A 19,198-nucleotide genomic window follows, 5' to 3' on the forward strand; every position below is an offset into this window, starting at 1 on the left:
GACGAACGACGACACCTTGCCGATGAACACCCCGTCGCACACCCCAGCGGCGGGGTGTTCTCGTCGCCGATCGTCGGCACCGTCAGTGCCTGCTTCGTCGGCATTTTCAGCGCCGGGCAACATACGGGTCAGCCCGAACGCTTCTGGCGGTTACGCTCGGCGATGGCATCGGTGAGGTCGTCGAGTCGGATGCCGCGCCGGGTGACGGGCTTGCCGTCGATGCGGCGGCCGATGTCACCCACGCGCAGGCCGTACGGCTTGAGGGCGCTGGTGAGCTGTTCGGACTTCCAGCCGGTGTAGACGTCGGGTCGGAGTTCGGTCAGGCGGGTGCACAGGGCTTCGTTCCAGGCCGCGTTCTCCCCGACCGGCCAGATCTCGGCGAGGTCGGCCAGGACGTCGAAGACGGGCGCGTCCTCTCGGGCCTGGGTTCCGGGCTCTGGCAGGGTGCCAGCCAGGCCGCGGAGCCGCTTGGCGCGTTCGATGACCTTGTCGGCGTCGTTGGTGTCGAGGTAGTAGGAGCGGCGGGCGGCGGGCTTGCCAAGACCCGCGAGGATGCCCCATCCGGCCTCCACCACCGGCTGGAACACCGTGGCGCGGTAGCCCTGCTTGTACATGGAGGTGCCGAGGATCATGTCGTTGGCGGTCTGGTCGGCGACGCTCATGCAGTAGCGGGTGTTGACGTTGCGGGTGATGCCGGTCGGCAGGCTGTCCTTGTCCGGGATCTGCGTGCCCAGGAGCAGGATCACGCCAAGGGCGCGGCCGAGCTTGATGACTTTCTCGCAGATCTCTCCGGCTTCCTTGCCGTACTGCGGGTGCAGGAACAGCTCTTGGATCTCGTCCACGGTCACGATCAGTGGGTGCAGGCCGGAGCCCTTGAGCGAGGCCAGTTCGGGAGTGATCTTGTTCTCGGGTGCCTTACCGAGGGCGTGGTAGTGGGCGATGCGCTTGGAGCGGCGTTCGCACTCCTTGTACAGCCAGGCGAACATCGCGGCGCAGCGAGCGATCGTCTCGTCGTCGAAGCCGTTGCCGTACTCGGTGCAGACCGGTTCCAGGACCTTGAAGTCGCCTACTCCCTTCAGCTCGTAGATGCGCAGCTCGGCGCGTGGATCGAGGGCGGCGGCCAGGACCGCGAGCCTGAGCCCGAACGTCTTACCGGAGCCGGGCTGTCCGCCGACGAGCCAGTTGCGGAACACCAGCTCGGCGTTGACGGTCTCCATGCGCGGTGTCGTGGCGAACGGGAACGGCTTGAAGACGTCCACCTGGCCGTCGCGTAGCAGTGGCCAGGCCGGCTGCTTCATCTGCGACGCGGGCTCGTACCCGACCCACAGGGCCAGCCGTCCGGGATGGCCGGCGGCCGGTTCAGGCCAGACCTGATCGAGCGGGAGCCGCATTGCCGAGGCCAACCGTCCCCGGCGAGCCACCACCTCGGCCGCCTCCACGCCGTAGGGCAGATCCACGATCGCGAGATGGCCAGGGCCGTCGCGGTGAATCTCCTGCGGGAAGCTGATGGCGTTCGGATCCTTGCTCACTGCCTGGGTGATGCCGGAGATCCCGCAGGACAGCAACGCCCGCCGTACCAGCTCCGCGGTGAGCTTGCGGTAGCGCGGCGCTTCGTTCACGCGGTCGGTGATCGGCTTGTCGCTCGGTCGTCCGACGCGCGCCAACATCGGTATGGCCAGGGCCGCGGCGGCGAGGCGCACCCAGCCAGGCAAGTCGGCCACCAGGACGGCAAGCAAACCGCCGAGAGTCAGTCCACCGGACGCGATCAGGACCGACCAGCGCCAGCGGGATTGGCGTTGGCGCTGCTTGTCGAGCTTGAGCCACGTCTCGGCGTCGTTGCGGTCGGCGGCGTACTGCCGCAGTGCCCAGTTGCCCTCTTCCGCCGTCGCCCAGTGCAGCAAGCGCCCCATACCGGTGAACAGGCCGGGAAGGGCGTACCACAGCGTCTTGGCCAGGTACTTCGGCGAACGTGCGGCGTGGTAGCCGAGGACGTATGCGGCGTCACGGGTCTGCCAGGCGGCCATCGCACGGACGGACTGCCAGGTGCGCAGCCAGGCCGGGATGATCGGTGCCCGGCGCCGTGCGGCCCGCGTGGTCGGCGGGATCGTGTCCTCGTCCGGCAGGTCGACTGGCGGTCCGAGAACGCGGTCGGCGATTGCGACCGTCTCACGGTCGAAGAACTCGTCCTCCGATTCATCGACCGAAGTGGCGTCCTCTAGCGGGCGGACACGGCGGCGGGAGTCGAGCGGAACGACCTCGGCTGCACTGTCCCCTGCTGGTTCCGGGCGGACCGACCACTCAAAGCCGTCCAGCTCACGCCCGGGCACCGGACGGCTGTCGGAGTCGTGCGGATCGTGGGTCATGATGAGTACACCTCGTGTGCCTTGACGGTTGCGGGGTTGCCGGGCGCGGCCACTGTTCTTGGCGGAGTGGGGGCCGCGCCCTGCGTGTTGGTCAGGACCGATTCACGGTCAGGTGGCGTCCCGACGGCGGTCGGGCCATCCGGTCGGTCCGGGTCGGTGCCGGCGGTCCGTCCGGCGGTCGAGGACCGTTCGGGAGGCGCCTCTGTCCGCAGGCGGGCCAGCAACGTTCCGGCGCGGTCGGTGGATATCGACCGACCGGTCTGCCTGATGGCGTCGCGGAGTCGGTCGCGGGTGAGCTGTACGCCTTGGGCCTCGTGGTCGGCGGCGACCTGCCAGCCCAGTTGCATCAGGTCGTCCACGTCGGTACGTGGCGCACGGCGACGTCGTCCACCTTTCCGCGTCGTTCTGGTGACGGGCTTGGGCACCTGAGCGGGCGGTAGGGCCGGGCGTTCGGCCGGAGGCGGGAGTAGTACTCCCTCCGGCGCGAGCTCGCCGAGCCGGTACAGGGCGCGCTCGCGACGAGTGGCCTTGAACCGCCACAGCCAGCCGTACTGGTCCTGAAGGTCGGTGCGGGCGAGGATACGGTCGCGTTCCCGCTTGAGCGCGTTCGGGTAGGAGCGGATCTCCCACAGAACCATCCGCCGCCAGAGGGCGAAGGTGGACGGCAAGGCCAGCAGCCAGCGGGAGAGCCGGATGGACTCCATGCGATCGGGCCTGGCCAGATCGGCGCGCTTGCGGACGGCGTACGCGCCCACCTCCACAGCCACCACCCACAGCAGCGGGAGCATGGCGTGGGCGACCATCCCGAACAGGGTGTCCTCGCCGGCCACGTTCAGGTACACGGTCGCGCCTGTCAACGACCATGGGACCAGCCTGAGCAGACGTATCCGCATGCCAAGCCGGGCCAGGACGATGTCCAGCGCCGAGAAGACAGCGATGCCCAGGTCGATGCCGAGCGGCACCATCCAGGCCATCGCACCGAACGACGGGGCGGCCGCTCTGGCCACGGTGGCGAAGCTGATGACGAATCCGAGCAGGCCCAGGGCGGCTACGGCGACGGTGGTCACCGAGACGGCGGTGTGCTCGCCCTCGCTCAGCGGGCGTGGCCCGTAGCTCATGGCGTCGGTTGCGGTCATCGGCCCCACCGCCGCCGGCACCGCGGGCAGTCGGGGCGGGCGCACCAGTTCGCCACATGGCTGGACCACGTGCGCAGTGCCATGTCAGGCGATCCCGCAACGCGGACCGCGGACCGTACGACCTGGCGTAGGCGGTGGCGTTCTTGAGCGATGCGCACCAGTTCGGCGCAGAGCCATCCGGCGCTGAACGTGATCAGGTAGAGCAGGACTGAGATCATGCGGCCCTCCTCAGCGGGGCGTGCATTTCGTTGTCGATGTCGGCGGCGAACACCGCTCGGCGGCAGGGCGCGCAGCAGAACTGCACGGGACCGCTGTCGAGCTGCGCCGTGCAGCGCGGGCAGCGCTTGGCAGGCCACGGCGACAGGCGGGTTGCGTGGTGCATGGCTCCTCCTTTCAGAGGCCGGACCGGGAACGGGCGAGGATGCGGCACAGGCGACAGCCAGGCAGTCCGCGCGTGCCGTGTGAGGCGCAGATCTCGACCTGGCGGCTGGTCCCGCAGCGGCGGCAGCGGTAGGCGCTGCGCGAGCGATCGCCGCAGTCAGCGCACTGGAAGCGCGCCATCAGGCGGCCCTCCTGCGAGCGGCACGGATCTGGGCAGCGGTCAGGCCGGCCCAGATGCCGTCCTTCGGGCGTACGGCGAGCGCGTACATGAGGCAGGCAGTCCGCGCAGGGCACCTGACACACACGACCTTGGCCTTGGCCTCACGCACCCTCCGTTCCTCTTCCGGCTCTTCCTCGAACAGATCGGGACCGGTGAACAGGTCCGCGTCGCTGGTCTCGCAGGCCGGGTTGGAGTTGAGCAGCTCGTCCCGGAGGTTCGACAGTTCCCTACCGCTGAGGGAGGCCGCCGTTGGGTTGGTCATCGCCGCACCCCCCGCAGAGCAGCCAGCGCTTCGGCGACCGCGAGCCTGTGGCACGAGGGGCAGATAGGCGGGACCGGCGCCTCCTCGTCGGATGCGATTTCCTCCATGCCACCGCAGACGAGACAGGTCCACTGCGCGTACAGGCAGTTGATCGGCTGGAGCTCGGACTCGGGCAGTGCGTGGTTCGACCCGTAGGTCATGATGGAGACACCTCTCTAAGGGGTGCCGGGGCGTGGATCAGGTTTGGCGACTTTGGGCCACGCCCCGGCTTCTTCTGTTTGGTGGTTCAGCCGAGACCTTCGCTGAAGGTGGTCAGGGCTTTGGCGATCGTCTGGATACCGTCCACGGCTGTGTTCACCGCCATCGCGGCCTTGTGCGGCTGAGTGACCACGAAGAAGGCCGCGAGGATCATCAGCACCGTGGGCAGGAAGCGTCGGGGTCGAAGAACAGGCATGCGGTGATCCCTTCTGATCTTGGTTGGCCTGTTCTTCCTGGTGGCAGGCCCCCAATCGAGAGCCTGTCCTGTACAGGTATAGAACAGGGCTGGCGAGTCCGTCAAGCTTCTTTCGGGGCCCGCCGTGTTCGTGGCACCAAGGAAACCGCGCAGGTCAGAGGGTGCGGCAGCGTTCAAAGGGCGGTGCAATTCAGCAAAGGGGGGTGCACGGCGGCGCGGAGGGGGTGCAAACTGACAGCGATACAGTGATCACTCAGGGTTGTCAGCCCTCTGTCGTGCCGGGGGTGCCATGAAGCTCCGAGAGCCGAATCACCAGCTCGCGGCGGTGATGGCGAGGGCCGACGTCTCAAACAAGGGGCTCGCACGACGAGTACAGGACGTGGCTGCCGGCCACGGCGAGGACATCCGGTGCGATCACGTGTCGGTGAAACGCTGGCTGGACGGAATGCACCCCCGCGGCACGACCCCGCACTTCATCGCCGAGGCGCTCAGCCGCAAGCTCGGCGAGCGGGTCGGCGTGCGCGACATCGGCATGATGTACGCCGAAGTCACACCCTTCACAGCCGGCCCCCAGAAACAGGCCGATTCCTTCGCTGACGGCGTGACGGTGCTGATCTCAGGCGACCTGTCGGGGAATCCCCAGGTGGTTGAGCGCGACGTGTCCTCGAACGCCTGGAACGACTCCATGGTCACGTGGTTGGTGGCCCCTGGCAGCGGGGTTCGGCCACACGCCGGCGGGCGGTTGATCACTGCAGGCAGCGTCGAGGCTGTACGGGAGACAACCGCTCTGTTCGCCAAGCTCGACTATCGGTTCGGCGGCGGACACGCCAGATCCACGGTCGTGCAGTACATCGCCATGGAGATAGAGCCGCTGCTCAAGCATGTGCGCCCGGACACGACGCTCGGCCGGCAGTTCCTCTCGGAGACGGCCGCCATGCTTCGGCTGGCCGCGTGGATGGCCTACGACACGGGGCGGCACGGCCTGGCCCAGCAGTACATGACCAAGGCGCTCATGCTGGCCCGCGAGGCTGGGAATCGGATGCTCGGTGGCCGCATCCTGGCGGGCATGAGCCACCAGGCGAACTACCTCGGCCACTACGGCATGGCAGCAAACCTTGCCCGTTCGGCTCGCATGGGCGCCGAGGGTGCGGCCACGCCTACAGCCATGGCCCTGTTCAATGCGATGGAGGCTCGCGCGCTGGCCTCCCAGGGCGACGAGGCCGGTTGCAGTCGCGCGCTGGGCGAGGCAGAGCGATGGTTCGAGCGCCGGAATGCCGAGGACGATCCGGTCTGGCTCAAGTACTTCGACGAGGCGGAGCTGGCCGCTGAGTTCGCGCATTGCTATCGCGACCTGGGACATCATCACCGGGCGCGCGATCGCGTGCTGGAGAGCGTGGCACTCTCGGAGACCCTCTACGTTCGAAGTCTGTCGTTCGTACGGACCATCCTCGCCACGAGTCATGTATCCGGCGGCGACCTGGAACAGGGCATCGCGGTGGCACGCGAAGTGGTGACCACGGTGGCCGATCTCCGATCGGCTCGCACCAGGCGCTACGTGCGGGAGTTCATGAGCCAGCTCATGCGCTACCAGAACGATCCGCTCGTACGCGACTTCAAGACCTACGCCGAGGCCCGACTAGCCCGCGCACGCTCGGAGACCGCCACCGCCGTATAGCCGTGTGGGCTCCGTCGAGGCGCCCGCCATCGCATGATGCGGACCATCAGAGCGTTCTGCTGGAGGGCCCCAAGGGAGTGTCTTCAAAGTCCCGCCTGCTCGGCGCTGTATGGTACGCACGTTCCCTAGGGCATTCCGGGAGGGACGGGCTCCGCGGTATCGCGCCGCGCTACGAACACGAACTCCCTGCCCGGCCGGTCGGGTGCGTCGCGTACGTCCTCGACGACGAAACCGTGCTCGTGCAAGTCCCGCTCGACCTCCGTACGTTCGCGGAAGCGAAGTGTCGATTCCGAGGTCAGTACTTCCCCGTCCGCAGCGAACACGTGCGTACCCCGGAAGCTCACCAGCGGCAGGCTCACGTCCGTCAACTCGGCCCAGGTCTCGACGTGGCCAACGCCCGGGATGTCCGTCATGCGGTACGTGGTCTCGCGCGTCCACTCCGCCCACTCCTCCCACACCCGCTTCGCCGGATCGCGCGTCTCGAAGACAAGCCGCCCGCCGGGCCGCAGAGCCTCGTACGCGCCACGCAGCGTCGTACGCCATGCCTGCGGATCGGCGATCGCCTGGGCGACGTTCCCGGTCATCGTCACCAGGTCGATCTGCATGGGCGGCAGGTCCCCCGCGTCGCCGTCGAGCCAGCGCACCCGCTCCGCGCCCGGCTTGCCACGCGCGACGTCGACGGACGCCCGCGCGGGATCGATCCCGATGACCGTAATCCCGCGCTCGGCGAGCAGCAGCGCGAACACGCCCGTACCGCACCCGATGTCCAGCACGGACCGCGCGCCGAACTCCTCCGCCATCGCAAGATACGCGTCGAGATCGCTGCGGTCCGGATCGAGTGGGTCGTAGATGGCGGCGAGGCGCGGATGCCCGAAATTCGCGTCAATCATGGAGGCGAACGTATGTGGCCCCGAGCCCGCGCGGCCACTGCTTTTTCGCCTTACGGCGCCAAGCGGGCGCGGCGAAGCGCGCCGCTGATCCCGACGCCCTATCGGGCGCGACCGTACCAAAGCGAACCTCGGCCAGACCGCTTAGAAGGGGCGCCAAACGCGCGGCAAATCGTCATGCCGCAGCGATGCCATACGACGGTCGAATTCGGCGCGGATGTCGGGACTGTGGTCCACGTTTTGCATGAGCCACGTGGTCATGGCGACCTCGCGAATGCGGCGCATCGTGTGGAGGCCAGGCCACCCGACGATATCGAAGCCATAGGCCTCCACAGCCTGTGCATACTCCTCATCCTCGATCCACCGGAAGCCCTGGAAGGGAATCCCGATAGCCGTACTGAGATCCCACTCGCGTGGGCCGAACGCGAACCTCTCGAAGTCGATAAGGATCACACTGCCATCCGTACGGCGCATCAGGTTGCCCCTATGGGCATCGCCGTGAATGTGGCCGGCAGGCAGAGCGAACTCCAACGCGTTGTACTCCGCGTAGAGCTCCTTTATTCGCTGACGCAGGAACTCGATATCCCTGTCCGAGACGCTCTGAGCGCAGTCCAAGCGGTCCTCTACACGCCCCAGTGGGTCGAAGAGCGGCAAGACGAGGTTCACCGGCTTGGACAAGCCGTGCAGCTCCCGCAGCACCACCGTCAGGTCTCCGAAGTCGGGAGACGGGCCGCCACTGTCCACGTGAAGCCAGAATGTCACCACGCGGCCCTCGCAGATGATCGCCTGAGGACAGTCGGGAAAGAGCCGAACACCAGGAAAGCCGACCGCTTCGAGCCATTGCGCGATGGCCACCTCCTTGTGGACATCAGCCAGGAGATCCACGCTCCTCGCGATCCTCACCACCACCGGAGCCGACGCGAGGCGGAACAGCTTGTTCTCCCCTACACGCAAGGGCAGCGCGTCCCCGCTGTCCAACCCAACGTGCGCGCAGGCCGCGACGAGCGCCTTATGCGCGTCCTGCAGGGAGAAGCCTCGCGCGCTGTGGGTCTCCGTCATGGACTAGCCCTCGCTGTTCGTATCGGGAGGTGGCGGCTTCGTGGCCACGAAACGGCCCTTGCTGGCGACGACGACGATCAGGCCCTCTTGCTGAAGAAGTTCCAGAGCCTTGCGTACCGTGATGCGTGCCGTGCCGAACCTTCCGGCGAGGACAGGTTCCCCAGGCAGACGGGAATCAGGAGGAAACTCGCCGGCCTTGATGGCGGCGCGGAGCTGGTTGGCCACGTCTTCATAGCGGGTGCTCGGCTGCGTCTCCGGGGTCGCCTCACCCTGAACCCTGCGGCCTCGGCCCATTTGGCTGACGACCAAGCCCTCGCGTTCGAGCTCCGCGAGAGCTTGGCGTACCGTCCCACGGGCCACGCCGAACTCGGCCATCAGAGTCGCCTCCGACGGGATCATCGCGCCCGGTGGGTACTTACCCGTCGCGATCCGCTGGCGGAGATCATTGGCCAGCGTGGCGTACGCGGGCTGAGCTTTGCCTTGACTCATGGGGCTCCCTAACCGAGCAACAACAGACACAAGGCTAGGACGACGAAGCCTCGGCAGGAGCTACCACGGTCATGCATGCTGACTGACTGCTCTCGATCTGGGGAGGAACATAAGCTTGCCTCGCCCGCGAGGATCTTCTCCCACACGCGTTCTGTCACTCGGCGACGCCACGGACCAGCGTATGACTCCCGCGGAGCCATGGTTTGTTCCGTACGGCGGATCCAATAATTGCCGCCAGACGCCAGGAACTCGTAAAAGATCGTGAGGCATGAGCAGGTGTACTCGAGCGTCCGGCTCTGAGCTGGCCCGTCCGCGGCCCACTTGAGGGGAATCTTCTGGCTACCAGTCCGGCGGGGCGGGTGGGGAGCGAATCCGGGACATGGCCATGTGTCGTTTTCTAGACGGCTTGATTCAGCTGCACCCTTCTCTTCGGTGTGAGCCTCAACGTACGTCACCAATTGCTCCAGCTTCCTGTCCCGACTCCTGTCGGCGGCGATGAAGACGGGCTCGCTCATCGTGCGTGGGCCTCCTGGGAGAGGATGCGCCGGTACGCCTCGTCGAACCAGATCATGAAGTCGGCTGCTGCATCGGCGGAGTTGTCGCTGGTGTGGACGAGGTTGCGGATGAACCGGCCCTCGGCGGCGGCTTTCTCGGCGCTGTCGTTGCCGTAGTAGCCGCGGATAGTGGTGGATGGCGCGCGGGACGGGTCGTAGTGGCCGAGCAAGCCCCGTACGCGCTGCGCGGTGTCGCTGGTGTAGCCACGGGCGAGTGCCACGGTCACGGTCGAGCCCACATAGTGATCGATCAGGTCGGCACGGACGTCAAACGGGAAGCGGTGCTGCAACTCCAGCATGTCGGCGTAGTGGGCGAAGATCTGCTGGGCGGTGACGACCACTTCGCGAATCTGGACGATGGTCACGGTGCCGGCGACCCATTCGAGGATCGGCCTGACTAGCCTGCGGTCGGTCGCGTCGGGCTTGCACATGACGACCGTCCAGTAGTCCCACCCGCCCGGCGGCCTGAAGCGCGCCGCGTCGGCCATACGCGCGGTCACGTCGCCCCCTCCAGCAGGCACTCCGGACAGCGTCGCTCGACCAGCCATCTGCAACCCGGATCCAACGCTTGGAGTACCTCTACGCTGAAGGGCCGGCCGGTGTGGGTGATCTGTCGATACGCCTCCCGCACCAGGAGGACCTGCAGCCAGTACGGAGCGAGCTCGGTTGAGGTGGTGCCCCGCATGGAGATCCGGCGGTCGGGACTCGTCGTCGTCGGCCGCAGCACCCTTGTGTACATCTCGTGCAAGGTCTGCACGTGCTCAGGTGTCATAGGGGATCCTTCGGTCGCGGACCGTGCTCGTACGGCCGGCGCGGTGGACCGGGTGCGGTCGTGCGGGCGAAAGAGTGCCCTCCGTAGCGTGGGCTGTCACGGGGTCGGGACCGCTCAGCACGTTCGTCGCCGGCCCGCCCACCCGCAGTTGCCACGCGGAGTCGCCGGTGGCATTGCCCTCAAGGTCGAGATGAGGTCGCATGGGATCGAACGCAAGAATCCGTTCCCACAGCCCCTGGGGAGTGCTGGCTGTCCGGTAGGCGCCGCCCTCAGTCGTGTCGCCGAGGTAGAAGGCGGTGAAGTGTTGGCTGCCGGGCTCCCAGAGCACAAGCCACCAGCCGCAGGTGTGGCGCTGCAGGTGGGCGGCCCACGCCCATCCGAGTTCATCCGGGACGAACCGTAGGCCGCTCGTGATCGGCGGAGAGTTGGTGGTCATTAGATTCCCTCGGGCGGGTGTCAGGGGGGTGGAAGCCGATGCGGAAGGTATGCATTCGAGGGCTGACCATCGCTGCGTAGCGACACGAGCGGAGGCGTGTCGAAAGGAATCTCCTTGCCCTCGCCAATGGACCACGCATGTGCCTGCCACACCACGTTCGTGGGATCATCCTCGGCCGCCATGCTCATTGCGGTCATGAGGAAGAGACGTGCTGCGGTCTCGTACCGGACGGTGGGGAGCTTGAGCGTGCCACTGACCCGCCACGTCCGGCCCTGGTCGAGTGACACGAGAAGGGTGACCAGGACCAACTCACCCGGTAACACGGGCGTCATGGCGGGCTGGGTGAAGACGTGGTGGGGTTCCGCGTCAAGGGTCTGCATCGTGTGGTGCTCCTAACGAACGGTGACGACTTGCTTCCACTGTGGATTCGTACGACTCGGGCGGGAACGCCAGCTAGCCAGGCAGTCAAGAGTCAGGCCACGGTCAGATCGCGGTCAGGTTGGCGACCCTTCAGGCAGGCTGCTGTGCGACGATGCGGGCGGAGGGAGACAGCCGATGTCCGAGCCCAATCTGCGCTTGCAGCAGGCGCGAGAACGCTTGCCGTCCCCTGCCGACCCTGGCGAACACGCCTCGCGCCAGGAGCTGGCAGACCTGGTCAACGCCTGGTTGTTCGAAAATCGCCAACGTCAGGGCGGCCTGTCACAGGAGTACGTGGGGAAGCTGGAACGCGGCGAAGTGCGCTGGCCCAACCGCGACTATCGGGAGGCGTTCCGTACCATTCTCGGCGCCGAACATGACCGGGACCTCGGGTTCACTCGATCGCGACGCACCAGCTCGGTCGTTACCGTGACAGATGTGGATCGGAAAGGCTTCATTCGCACTGCTCTGGGGGCAGCCGCCGCTGTCCCACTCGCCGAGTTGGCCATGCCTGCCCAGGCCATCACCGCACCTCCAGTCGTACAACCTTCCGACATCGCCGAGCTACGAACCATCGCCAACGTCTTCACCACTTGGGATCACACCTACGGCGGCTGTCTGGTCCGCGAAGCGGTCGCCGGCCAACTGCGCTTCGCAGTAGGACTCTTGAAGCAATCTCGCTGCCCGACCAAGCTGCAGGATCCTCTGTACTCCGCGGTCGGCTGGCTGGCACACGCGGCGGCGTTCATGGCGTTCGACGCTTACGCGCACGAGGACGCCCGCCGGATGTTCACCCTTGCACTCACGTGCGCGGAGCAGGCGAACGACTGGCATCTCCGGGCCAAGGTGCTCTCCTCGATGGCGCGGCAGGCCATCTGGTGCGGTGACGCGGACAACGGGCTGACGCTGGTGGAGTTCGCCATGGTGCGGGCGGACCGGCTGACCCCAGGCGAGCGCGCGATGCTGCGGTCGGCCCAGGCGCGAGCGTTCGCCAAACTGGGTCGGGCGCAGGAGGCTTGGAGGGCCGTCGAGGAGGCGGACGCGGAATTCGGCCGCATCCGTCCCAGCGAAGAGAAGCCCTGGATGCGCTACTACGACGCCGCGCAGCACTCGGGCGACACCGGCCACGCGCTCTTCGACCTGGTCGTCGACGAGCGGGCGACGCATGGCACGTCCCCTGGCGAAGCGGTCAACGAGACGTACTTGGGCGAGGCGATCATGAGGCTCGCCAGCGCGGTAGCCGGGCACAGCGCTGCCTACGTCCGCTCTCGCGCGATCAGCGGAATCAAGCTGGCCTCGCTCACCATGGCGACAGGAGATCCCGAGGAAGCCGCCTCCATCGGAGGGCGAGCGGTCACTGACGCGGGGACGGTGCGTTCTCGTCGAGCCCAGGACGACATGAAGGACCTCGCGAGGCTCGCCCACCCCCACAGGAACCGGACGCCCGTAGCCGTCTTGCGCCACCGCATCCGGGAGGCCCTCCACGCATGACCCAGATCAGCAACGCCGAGAGGTCCGCCTGGGCCGTGCTCTACGCGGCGAGCCGCCGCATCGGGCTCGACCCGACCGATGCAGAGCTGATGCGGCTCGGCGAGAACGCCCTGTACCGGTTCCCCGGCGGCATCATCGCCCGCGTCTCCCGCGCCGGCCAGCTCGGCGCCGCGGCGCGCGAAGTGGCGGTGGCTCGCTGGCTCGAAGCCAACCACGTACCAGCCGTCCGGGCGTGGCCGGATGTGGACCAGCCCATCGAGGTCGACGACCGAGCCGTTACCTGGTGGCGAGAGCTACCGCCCCACCGGCACGGTACGGCGCCGATGGTCGCGACCGCTCTGCGCCGCCTCCATGACCTCCCGCCACCGACTGGCTTCGAAATCGGCCGCTTGGATCCGTTCGTACGACTGGCTGAGCGGATCGACCGTGCCGTCACCCTCGGCAAGACGGACCGGGACTGGATGCGCGCCCGCTTGGCTGAGCTGGAGGCGCGGTACGCGGAACTGCCCAAGGGCCTGTCGGAGACTGTCGTACACGGGGACGCGTGGATCGGCAACGTGGTGAGCACCGACGGCGGCGAGGTGGTGCTACTCGACCTGGAGCGCTGCTCAGTTGGACCGCCTGAATGGGACCTGACCTCCACCGCGGTGAAGGCGTTCACCTTGGCCGGCATCACCGCCGAGGACTACGACGACTTCGTCCGGACGTACGGGCACGACGTAACCTCGTGGGACGGATTCGAGACGTTGCGGGACATCCGCGAGTTTCGAATGACTTGCATGGCCGCCCAAGTGGCTGCGGAGAATCCCGCTCGGCGCGACGAAGTGATGCTGAGGTTGGCATGTCTACGTGGTGAGCGTGGACCAAGGCCCTGGTCCTGGACAGCCGTACCGTAGCCTCACAGCATCCTGTTGGCCGGTGCGATCGAGGGACCCGGGAGCCTCGACGTTCGCATGCCTGGATGCCGCATCGATGACGTGGGGTCGACAATGACAGACTCTTCGAGGTTAAGCGGGGTTGAGGCATCCCCGTATTCGTCATCATGCAACCGAGCAAGCCCGACGACCTCCTGCCAGCCGATCGAACTGTCCTAGTTTGGGAGCCGTATTAGCCTTGTGCTGCAGGTAGTGCGCCGGAGCCCTTTCGAGGAAGCAGCGCGGCAGGCTTGTTCCTGTCTTGATCGAACTTGCCTGACTGCCCCAGCTACATATCCGAGGGCTTGGTACGAGCCCCTGACAGCGTCAACGCTGCTACATGCCGCGGCCGGCCATCTACGTCGAGAACCTTGACAACTTCGAGACAGTCGGACAGGTGGGGAGCGAGCGTCTTCTTGGCTGGCAGCAGCTTCAAGGCGAGGAGAAATCCTATTCTCTGGTCGGCGACTTGATACGAGGCCGACTGATTCAAGTAGGAACTCTTGTCAGGAACAGGAACTTTCGTAGCATCCTGCTTCAGTTCCACATAGAGGTTGAACCCCGGAAATCCAAACTGGACATCAATACGCCCACCGCTGACGTGCCGAACCTCAGTGGTAACCGACCCAAGTTGTCCGCTCGCTCGGAGGAACTGGCGTAGATCCGAGGCGAGATCTTTCTCATCAGCGTCTTCGCGATAGAGATATTCCGCCTCACTCTCGCCAATCTGGTTCCTATCCCACAAGAACATCACCAAGAGGTGAGTGACGAAGTCGGTAGCTTCTGCCACTTCCCCTTCATAGTCCGGGGAGTCGGCGAACCCTGCACGAGCACGTTCAAGCAATTCATCAACGATCAACGATGTTGAGTTGAGCCGTCCAGCACGCCGCCGTTCAACAGATGCGTACACCCGGGCCACTGCGCTTTCAGTCTCCGCCAGATCGGCCAGCGCCCCCTCGTCAGCGGAGAGGACGCCGGCCGGGACTTTTAAAATGCCGCTCCAGTCCGGGTTGCGAAGCTGTTCGACAGCCGCGTCACGCATGTCGATTGCGACAGGCAGATCTTGAAGTTGCTGTGGAGTTGACTTCCCCAGACGTTGTAGATCTTCGAGGTGCCGGACATGATCCTCAAGGTGTCTCAACAGCGAGGCTTGTTCAGCGAACCCAGCCGCGAGAGTGGGAGCGATAATGGCATGTACCGCAGCCCCATCCTCGGACCGACTGTAAGTGCGCAAGGAACTAGTTGTTCTATAAAGATCAACGACGTCGTCGATGACTGCTGCGGCCTGATACCAACTCGGCTCAGCCAGATGCCGATGAGCCTCCGCGAGTTGCACAGCGAGCTTGGACCAAGCAGCGTGACTTGCTGCGACACGGTCTCGGACCCAGTGATCACGGCCAGGATCAAGATGGAGCAACTCGCGGACATTTCCAGCCAGTCGCTCAACAATGTTTGGATCGCCTATAGCTCCTATGGTCACAAGGTTTTGCAGTAAGCGAGCAATATCGGCCGCGACTTCCATGTCGGGGCGCTCATCATTATCGAGCCCAGGCGCAAGGTAACGGACCGCATCCTCAAGGAGAGCAACGGTTTTGTTTCTGTCTGTGCTGCGCAGAGCCTGCAGAGTTGCGATTCGCGCCAGCGCCAGACCGGCATCTGACTCATCAACGAGAGCGCCTCCTGTGTGCCCTTCGACAGAGGCCAGCGGTTGCTCAAGGCCAGCGATGCGGCGGGCGACGGGCACCAGGTCCTCAGCCGCAACCCACTGTTCAACGCACATGACAGTAGCTCGCAGCACAGCGCGCGCATATACTCCCGATGAGCGCCCGTCGAATGATTCTAAACGGCTGAACAGATTCCATTTGTGCCCCCAGCCACCGAGGCACAATTGGGCTGCCGTCTCAAGAGCGTCAGCAGCGCGCAATTCTTGGGATGGTGTGGCATCAACGGGAGGCTGCGCCGCCTGTTCCAGGGTCACACCCGCCAGAGTTGAGCCGATCAACTCAACCAAGTTGGAGCGGAGCACCTGATCAATGCTGTCGCGAAAAATTACTGGACTCTTAGTAGCTGTGATCGCCTGAGCCAACGCGCGTACTGAGCGTTCGTACTCCTCCGAGACGCAACCTTCCTCAGCTTCTATTCTCTTTTTATATTCCACCAGGACCCGTGCGACGACAACTAGTAGCGGATGTTCGATAAGACTTGGTATAAGCTCGACCATCTGAGCCCAGCTACCGAAGTCCTCAACGGTTATGGTCTTCCGGTAGCTCAAATCGAGAATAGCTTCTATTGTACGGTCGACAGCAGAATGCTCGTTACGTCGGCTTGCGCCACTGTCCGACATCGCATGCTCCCGATTTGTGAGCCAAGGCCTACCTTTGTCGTCGACCTAGTTGCGCTTAAGTGTATATGAAACTACATCTCCTTGCCGTCCATTTCAACTACCTACCAAACAAAATTTGTTCCACGGCCGAGGCGGCACCTCTTTTCCCCGAGCAAGTTGACCAATGCATCAGTGTGGCGGGTACCGACGAAAACCTGGATGTCTGCTGCTACCGCCTCTCGATTAAGTGCCTCTAGCATCGTATCGAAGTCGTCTTCGGTGGTTTCCTCAGCACCGGGTGAGTCAACAAAAAGCAGGCCGGGATGCCTACCAACCCCACTTTCTCGCCCTTGCTTAATTAGGGCAATTGCAGTAGCGAGCTTTAGGCGAAGCTTTTCGCCTCTCTCGCAGTCACCATAGTTGGATGTAGCACCACCCTGAGTGACTTTCATCGTAGCTCCGCCGCCAAGGACGATTTCAGTGAGATTTGAAATGCCGAAGTCCCTGGCCATGCTCATGATGTCCGTACTCAGGTCTGCCAGCCATTGCCGCTGACTGTCCTGTACCCATGTGGAGGCGACATCCTTCGCGGCATTGAGCACCGTCAGCTCATCACGAACCATGGCGATATGCTCCGGTCCAGGCCCAACCGGGGTCTCAGCCGGCGCCAGAGCAGCGGCGGCACCCTCTGCCCGTGCGAGTACGAGCTCAGCCTCCTGACGCTGTTGCACTGCCGCTTGCGCGGCGCTGCTAGCGGCCACCAGGCTCGCGAGAGTGTCACGCTCTTGTTGAAGTTCCTGTAGTTGTTGGCTCAAACGATCAACCGTCTCTTGAACGGCGGCGGCTGCAGAGGAGAGCGCCTCCAGGTCGTCAACGACGTGCTCCTCATCCAGGTTCTCGTCGTTTGTGTGTCGGGCATCTCGCTGAAGCCTTGCACGCTGTGCGGCTGGCACGGTATGCGCGAGAACTAGGTTCTCCTGATGGGCATCGGCAGCCAGGCTAGTGACACACAGTGAGCAAGCTCTGCCGTGGTCCTCCGATTCGCGACGCTCTTGGGTTACTGGGGCCGCGCATCTGGGACAGACAGTCGGGCGGAGCTGCTGGAAAAACCTGACAGCCATCGCGTTCTCGACCTCCCGATGTCTGCGAGTCTCCTCTTCCTCGTACTGCGCCAACCTCGTCGCATGCTCCGATTGCGCTGTTAGTAGAAGGCGGTTGACATCAGACGATTTCTTGTCCAACTCCGAGATTCGTCGTAAAGCGTCGCTCACTGCCTGCATGTCGACTGTGGGGAGGGGAAGCTTCTCCAAGTTCGACCGGGCAGCTTTAACATCGGCCAGAGCTTTGGCATACGCGGTACTCATGGCAGCGGCATGTTGTTCAGCAGCACTATTTAGCTTCTGCAGCTCGATGCTAGTTACGGTCGCAGCCGTCGTCGCTTCAGCACGCGCCGCTGCCCATTCCGCCCCGACGAACATTGACAGCAGACGACTTGGGAGCCCAGACCAGTGATGTTCGCCGAGCAAGTAGTTGAGAGTGTCGCCGCGAACTAGCAGAGCCCCCGCGTATGTGGGCCAAGCATGCTGAGTACGCCGACCTTCTTGGGCAGCCGCGATGTGTGGCAGCCTCAGGGCGGCCATCATTGCTGCGCCCATCACTTCTTCGAACTGCTCATCGCTCTTGAAAGACCCGACTTCTATGGACACTTCGCCGGCTGTACGCTGCAGGGATCCGTTGGGCGATCCACTGCGCTGATGGTCCACAGCAAACGTGACTTGGTAGGCGACGTCGTCTATGGCGAAATCTAGCTGCACTCGATCTATCCAAGACCGCACCTCGTTCTTCAAATCGCAGCGGCCGCGCAGTGCCCACATCATTACCTTGAGCACGCTACTTTTTCCGCGCAGATTTAGATCGCTGCCGACGCCATTGAGTCCTAAGGCCAGGTCCCAGTCGAACCTAAACGGAACAAGGTCGATTGCGTTCTGCTCAACCTTCACGCCATTGCGGTCTACGCCGGTGAGCTTCTTAGTTCCGGAGAACTGTAGGCGCGACAGCCGTAAATGAGCTGGTGAAGGCCTAGAGGCTGCGGTACTCACTTGATGCTTATCCAGTATGACCTCTACGCTTTTAGCATCTCTTTTGAGTTTATCAGCAACCGCCTGGCCCAGAGTACTCACTGATCATCCTCACTAACTGCAGACACGCCTGCTGCCGCTAACCCGCTCTGACCCGAGAACGACTCTCGCTCCTGAGAGTTCATACCTGTAGCGACGTCAGAGATAGATGCCCGGAGAGCCGCCAGTTCGATTTTGACCTGCTCCCCGATGGATCCGATATTTTCCCCCCAGAATGCCTGAGCGTAAGCTTCCTGCTCGTATTGCCGCTCTTTCAGCCGCGTGCCGCTGTCACCGCCAGCAACCAGGTGAACCAGTTGCGCTTGCCGCGGATACCACTCTAGTTTCGGGATGGACCTAAGTTCATCGGCCTTTTCCGCTCCAAGCTCAGTGAGGAAAAACTGATTCTGGAGACGCCTTGGAGGAGCTCCGCGCCGTTGAATCAGCCCAAGGCCATAGGCCTGCAGCAATGCAAAGGCGTCGTCCACTGACTCGTAGGCGCCATAAAACCACTTCGGCATTGGATAGTGGTGCCAGGCTGGCTCTGGATCGGTCAGCAGTGATTCAGCAACGTCCAGATAGGTACCGGCGATGTGGCCAGCCTTAACAGCTCGGACGAGTTGGTCAGCGAGGAAGTCGGGATTGCGCAGCCAAAAGTCCAGCGCCTGGAGCCGTTTCTCACTGCGGATGACCTCGACCGTTCCGGGTGGATCGTTCCCGCCAACTGGCTCACCGCATACGCGTAGCAAGGTCAAGAGGCGGATGGCGTGCTGAGTACGGGTTGCCGAACCGCTACTCATCAACTTCTGGCCTCCATCCGTCCGCATCGGGTAGGAGTCCTGCTCGCCACGTTGATGCTTCCCGGCGTAGCCTGCGGCACAGCCACACCGGTCCGAAGCCCAACGCTCTACAGCTCAGTCGAGTCCTCCCCTTACAGGGACATCGCAGGCCGCAGGCACTTCATTTCACCCGTATCGCCTGACTAACACCGCTCTGCTCGTCATCCCTTCCCAGTCGTCACTCGTCAAGACCATTTCCCAATGTCTTCCCAAGCACATCAGATGGTGGAGAGGGTGCACGCGTAACCGCAGGTCAGCGCCATTGCCCCCACTCGACGCACACCTGACTCCTGGTCCGAAAATCAGACATTCGCCAGGCAGGCGGCAGCGAACCTCACGTGTTGATTCAGAGCGGAGTGGTGCGGGCCGCGACGTTCAGGTAGTTAGTTCGAGAGTGACGCGGTAGCCG

20 protein-coding genes are annotated in these 19,198 nt (G+C 64.4%); 3 read left to right on the forward strand and 17 right to left on the reverse strand.

Features of this window, described 5'->3' with window-relative positions:
* Positions 1 to 128 precede the first annotated feature (128 nt).
* The 7 genes from ABN273_RS57690 to ABN273_RS57720 form a co-directional block, all read right to left on the reverse strand.
* Positions 129 to 2,363: a cell division protein FtsK gene (locus ABN273_RS57690; protein WP_349458285.1), complete on the reverse strand. Its 2,235-nt coding sequence runs from the start codon at positions 2,361 to 2,363 to the stop codon at positions 129 to 131.
* Complete coding sequence (locus tag ABN273_RS57695; protein WP_349458286.1) at positions 2,360 to 3,499, reverse strand: DUF2637 domain-containing protein; 1,140 nt, start codon at positions 3,497 to 3,499, stop codon at positions 2,360 to 2,362. The genes ABN273_RS57690 and ABN273_RS57695 overlap by 4 nt, the downstream gene beginning before the upstream one ends.
* Positions 3,496 to 3,717, reverse strand: coding sequence for a hypothetical protein (locus ABN273_RS57700; RefSeq protein ID WP_349458287.1), 222 nt, complete (start codon positions 3,715 to 3,717; stop codon positions 3,496 to 3,498). Before ABN273_RS57700 ends, ABN273_RS57695 begins: the two co-directional genes overlap by 4 nt.
* Positions 3,714 to 3,881, reverse strand: coding sequence for a hypothetical protein (locus ABN273_RS57705; protein WP_349458289.1), 168 nt, complete (start codon positions 3,879 to 3,881; stop codon positions 3,714 to 3,716). Before ABN273_RS57705 ends, ABN273_RS57700 begins: the two co-directional genes overlap by 4 nt.
* A 178-nt stretch (positions 3,882 to 4,059) precedes the next feature.
* Positions 4,060 to 4,362 (reverse strand): WhiB family transcriptional regulator, encoded by a 303-nt coding sequence (locus ABN273_RS57710; protein WP_349458291.1) that lies wholly within the window; start codon positions 4,360 to 4,362, stop codon positions 4,060 to 4,062.
* Positions 4,359 to 4,562 carry a hypothetical protein gene (locus tag ABN273_RS57715; protein ID WP_349458292.1) on the reverse strand — a complete coding sequence of 68 codons (204 nt, stop codon included), beginning with the start codon at positions 4,560 to 4,562 and terminating at the stop codon, positions 4,359 to 4,361. Before ABN273_RS57715 ends, ABN273_RS57710 begins: the two co-directional genes overlap by 4 nt.
* 86 nt (positions 4,563 to 4,648) lie before the next feature.
* Positions 4,649 to 4,816, reverse strand: coding sequence for a hypothetical protein (locus ABN273_RS57720; RefSeq protein ID WP_349458293.1), 168 nt, complete (start codon positions 4,814 to 4,816; stop codon positions 4,649 to 4,651).
* Between the two features lie 289 nt (positions 4,817 to 5,105).
* On the opposite strand from ABN273_RS57720, the gene ABN273_RS57725 reads away from it, so the two are divergent.
* Positions 5,106 to 6,491 (forward strand): NsdA family TPR-like regulatory protein, encoded by a 1,386-nt coding sequence (locus ABN273_RS57725; protein ID WP_349458294.1) that lies wholly within the window; start codon positions 5,106 to 5,108, stop codon positions 6,489 to 6,491.
* Positions 6,492 to 6,616: 125 nt separating this feature from the next.
* Here ABN273_RS57725 and ABN273_RS57730 read toward each other — a convergent pair whose 3' ends face one another.
* The 7 genes from ABN273_RS57730 to ABN273_RS57760 all read right to left on the reverse strand — a co-directional run bounded on the left by ABN273_RS57730 (position 6,617) and on the right by ABN273_RS57760 (position 11,068).
* Positions 6,617 to 7,381, reverse strand: a complete 765-nt coding sequence (locus tag ABN273_RS57730) for a class I SAM-dependent methyltransferase (RefSeq protein WP_349458295.1) — start codon at positions 7,379 to 7,381, stop codon at positions 6,617 to 6,619.
* Positions 7,382 to 7,522: 141 nt separating this feature from the next.
* Positions 7,523 to 8,437 carry a phosphotransferase enzyme family protein gene (locus tag ABN273_RS57735; RefSeq protein ID WP_349458296.1) on the reverse strand — a complete coding sequence of 305 codons (915 nt, stop codon included), beginning with the start codon at positions 8,435 to 8,437 and terminating at the stop codon, positions 7,523 to 7,525.
* 3 nt (positions 8,438 to 8,440) lie between these two features.
* A complete protein-coding gene (locus tag ABN273_RS57740; protein WP_349458297.1) occupies positions 8,441 to 8,926 on the reverse strand; it encodes a GntR family transcriptional regulator in 486 nt (161 codons plus the stop codon).
* A gap of 511 nt (positions 8,927 to 9,437) precedes the next feature.
* Positions 9,438 to 9,980 (reverse strand): nucleoside-diphosphate kinase, encoded by a 543-nt coding sequence (locus tag ABN273_RS57745; protein WP_349458298.1) that lies wholly within the window; start codon positions 9,978 to 9,980, stop codon positions 9,438 to 9,440.
* The gene (locus ABN273_RS57750) at positions 9,977 to 10,252 is read right to left on the reverse strand and encodes a hypothetical protein (protein ID WP_349458299.1); all 276 of its coding nucleotides are present in this window, start codon (positions 10,250 to 10,252) and stop codon (positions 9,977 to 9,979) included. The genes ABN273_RS57745 and ABN273_RS57750 overlap by 4 nt, the downstream gene beginning before the upstream one ends.
* Positions 10,242 to 10,688, reverse strand: coding sequence for a hypothetical protein (locus tag ABN273_RS57755; protein ID WP_349458300.1), 447 nt, complete (start codon positions 10,686 to 10,688; stop codon positions 10,242 to 10,244). Before ABN273_RS57755 ends, ABN273_RS57750 begins: the two co-directional genes overlap by 11 nt.
* A gap of 20 nt (positions 10,689 to 10,708) precedes the next feature.
* Positions 10,709 to 11,068, reverse strand: coding sequence for a hypothetical protein (locus tag ABN273_RS57760; RefSeq protein ID WP_349458301.1), 360 nt, complete (start codon positions 11,066 to 11,068; stop codon positions 10,709 to 10,711).
* 175 nt (positions 11,069 to 11,243) lie between these two features.
* On the opposite strand from ABN273_RS57760, the gene ABN273_RS57765 reads away from it, so the two are divergent.
* Complete coding sequence (locus ABN273_RS57765) at positions 11,244 to 12,596, forward strand: NsdA family TPR-like regulatory protein (protein ID WP_349458302.1); 1,353 nt, start codon at positions 11,244 to 11,246, stop codon at positions 12,594 to 12,596.
* Positions 12,593 to 13,492 carry a phosphotransferase family protein gene (locus ABN273_RS57770; RefSeq protein WP_349458303.1) on the forward strand — a complete coding sequence of 300 codons (900 nt, stop codon included), beginning with the start codon at positions 12,593 to 12,595 and terminating at the stop codon, positions 13,490 to 13,492. Before ABN273_RS57765 ends, ABN273_RS57770 begins: the two co-directional genes overlap by 4 nt.
* A gap of 307 nt (positions 13,493 to 13,799) precedes the next feature.
* On the opposite strand, the gene ABN273_RS57775 is transcribed toward ABN273_RS57770, so the two are convergent.
* The 3 genes from ABN273_RS57775 to ABN273_RS57785 all read right to left on the reverse strand — a co-directional run bounded on the left by ABN273_RS57775 (position 13,800) and on the right by ABN273_RS57785 (position 18,750).
* Complete coding sequence (locus tag ABN273_RS57775; RefSeq protein WP_349458304.1) at positions 13,800 to 15,854, reverse strand: hypothetical protein; 2,055 nt, start codon at positions 15,852 to 15,854, stop codon at positions 13,800 to 13,802.
* Between the two features lie 101 nt (positions 15,855 to 15,955).
* Positions 15,956 to 18,013 (reverse strand): hypothetical protein, encoded by a 2,058-nt coding sequence (locus tag ABN273_RS57780; protein ID WP_349458305.1) that lies wholly within the window; start codon positions 18,011 to 18,013, stop codon positions 15,956 to 15,958.
* Positions 18,010 to 18,750, reverse strand: coding sequence for a hypothetical protein (locus tag ABN273_RS57785; RefSeq protein ID WP_349458306.1), 741 nt, complete (start codon positions 18,748 to 18,750; stop codon positions 18,010 to 18,012). The genes ABN273_RS57780 and ABN273_RS57785 overlap by 4 nt, the downstream gene beginning before the upstream one ends.
* Positions 18,751 to 19,198: the final 448 nt, after the last annotated feature.

Origin of the sequence: Nonomuraea sp. B19D2 (assembly GCF_040137845.1) — a bacterium.
Taxonomy (GTDB): Bacteria; Actinomycetota; Actinomycetes; order Streptosporangiales; family Streptosporangiaceae; genus Nonomuraea.

What these genes read in the sequence shown, in the direction of transcription:
- ABN273_RS57690 (WP_349458285.1), bottom strand. Translation starts at nt 2,363, where the DNA reads ATGACCCACGATCCGCACGACTCCGACAGCCGTCCGGTGCCCGGGCGT.
- ABN273_RS57770 (WP_349458303.1), top strand. Translation starts at nt 12,593, where the DNA reads ATGACCCAGATCAGCAACGCCGAGAGGTCCGCCTGGGCCGTGCTCTAC.
- ABN273_RS57735 (WP_349458296.1), bottom strand. Translation starts at nt 8,437, where the DNA reads ATGACGGAGACCCACAGCGCGCGAGGCTTCTCCCTGCAGGACGCGCAT.
- ABN273_RS57715 (WP_349458292.1), bottom strand. Translation starts at nt 4,562, where the DNA reads ATGACCTACGGGTCGAACCACGCACTGCCCGAGTCCGAGCTCCAGCCG.
- ABN273_RS57725 (WP_349458294.1), top strand. Translation starts at nt 5,106, where the DNA reads ATGAAGCTCCGAGAGCCGAATCACCAGCTCGCGGCGGTGATGGCGAGG.
- ABN273_RS57730 (WP_349458295.1), bottom strand. Translation starts at nt 7,381, where the DNA reads ATGATTGACGCGAATTTCGGGCATCCGCGCCTCGCCGCCATCTACGAC.
- ABN273_RS57720 (WP_349458293.1), bottom strand. Translation starts at nt 4,816, where the DNA reads ATGCCTGTTCTTCGACCCCGACGCTTCCTGCCCACGGTGCTGATGATC.
- ABN273_RS57700 (WP_349458287.1), bottom strand. Translation starts at nt 3,717, where the DNA reads ATGATCTCAGTCCTGCTCTACCTGATCACGTTCAGCGCCGGATGGCTC.
- ABN273_RS57785 (WP_349458306.1), bottom strand. Translation starts at nt 18,750, where the DNA reads ATGAGTAGCGGTTCGGCAACCCGTACTCAGCACGCCATCCGCCTCTTG.
- ABN273_RS57740 (WP_349458297.1), bottom strand. Translation starts at nt 8,926, where the DNA reads ATGAGTCAAGGCAAAGCTCAGCCCGCGTACGCCACGCTGGCCAATGAT.
- ABN273_RS57695 (WP_349458286.1), bottom strand. Translation starts at nt 3,499, where the DNA reads ATGACCGCAACCGACGCCATGAGCTACGGGCCACGCCCGCTGAGCGAG.
- ABN273_RS57750 (WP_349458299.1), bottom strand. Translation starts at nt 10,252, where the DNA reads ATGACACCTGAGCACGTGCAGACCTTGCACGAGATGTACACAAGGGTG.
- ABN273_RS57710 (WP_349458291.1), bottom strand. Translation starts at nt 4,362, where the DNA reads ATGACCAACCCAACGGCGGCCTCCCTCAGCGGTAGGGAACTGTCGAAC.
- ABN273_RS57775 (WP_349458304.1), bottom strand. Translation starts at nt 15,854, where the DNA reads ATGTCGGACAGTGGCGCAAGCCGACGTAACGAGCATTCTGCTGTCGAC.
- ABN273_RS57755 (WP_349458300.1), bottom strand. Translation starts at nt 10,688, where the DNA reads ATGACCACCAACTCTCCGCCGATCACGAGCGGCCTACGGTTCGTCCCG.
- ABN273_RS57765 (WP_349458302.1), top strand. Translation starts at nt 11,244, where the DNA reads ATGTCCGAGCCCAATCTGCGCTTGCAGCAGGCGCGAGAACGCTTGCCG.
- ABN273_RS57705 (WP_349458289.1), bottom strand. Translation starts at nt 3,881, where the DNA reads ATGCACCACGCAACCCGCCTGTCGCCGTGGCCTGCCAAGCGCTGCCCG.
- ABN273_RS57760 (WP_349458301.1), bottom strand. Translation starts at nt 11,068, where the DNA reads ATGCAGACCCTTGACGCGGAACCCCACCACGTCTTCACCCAGCCCGCC.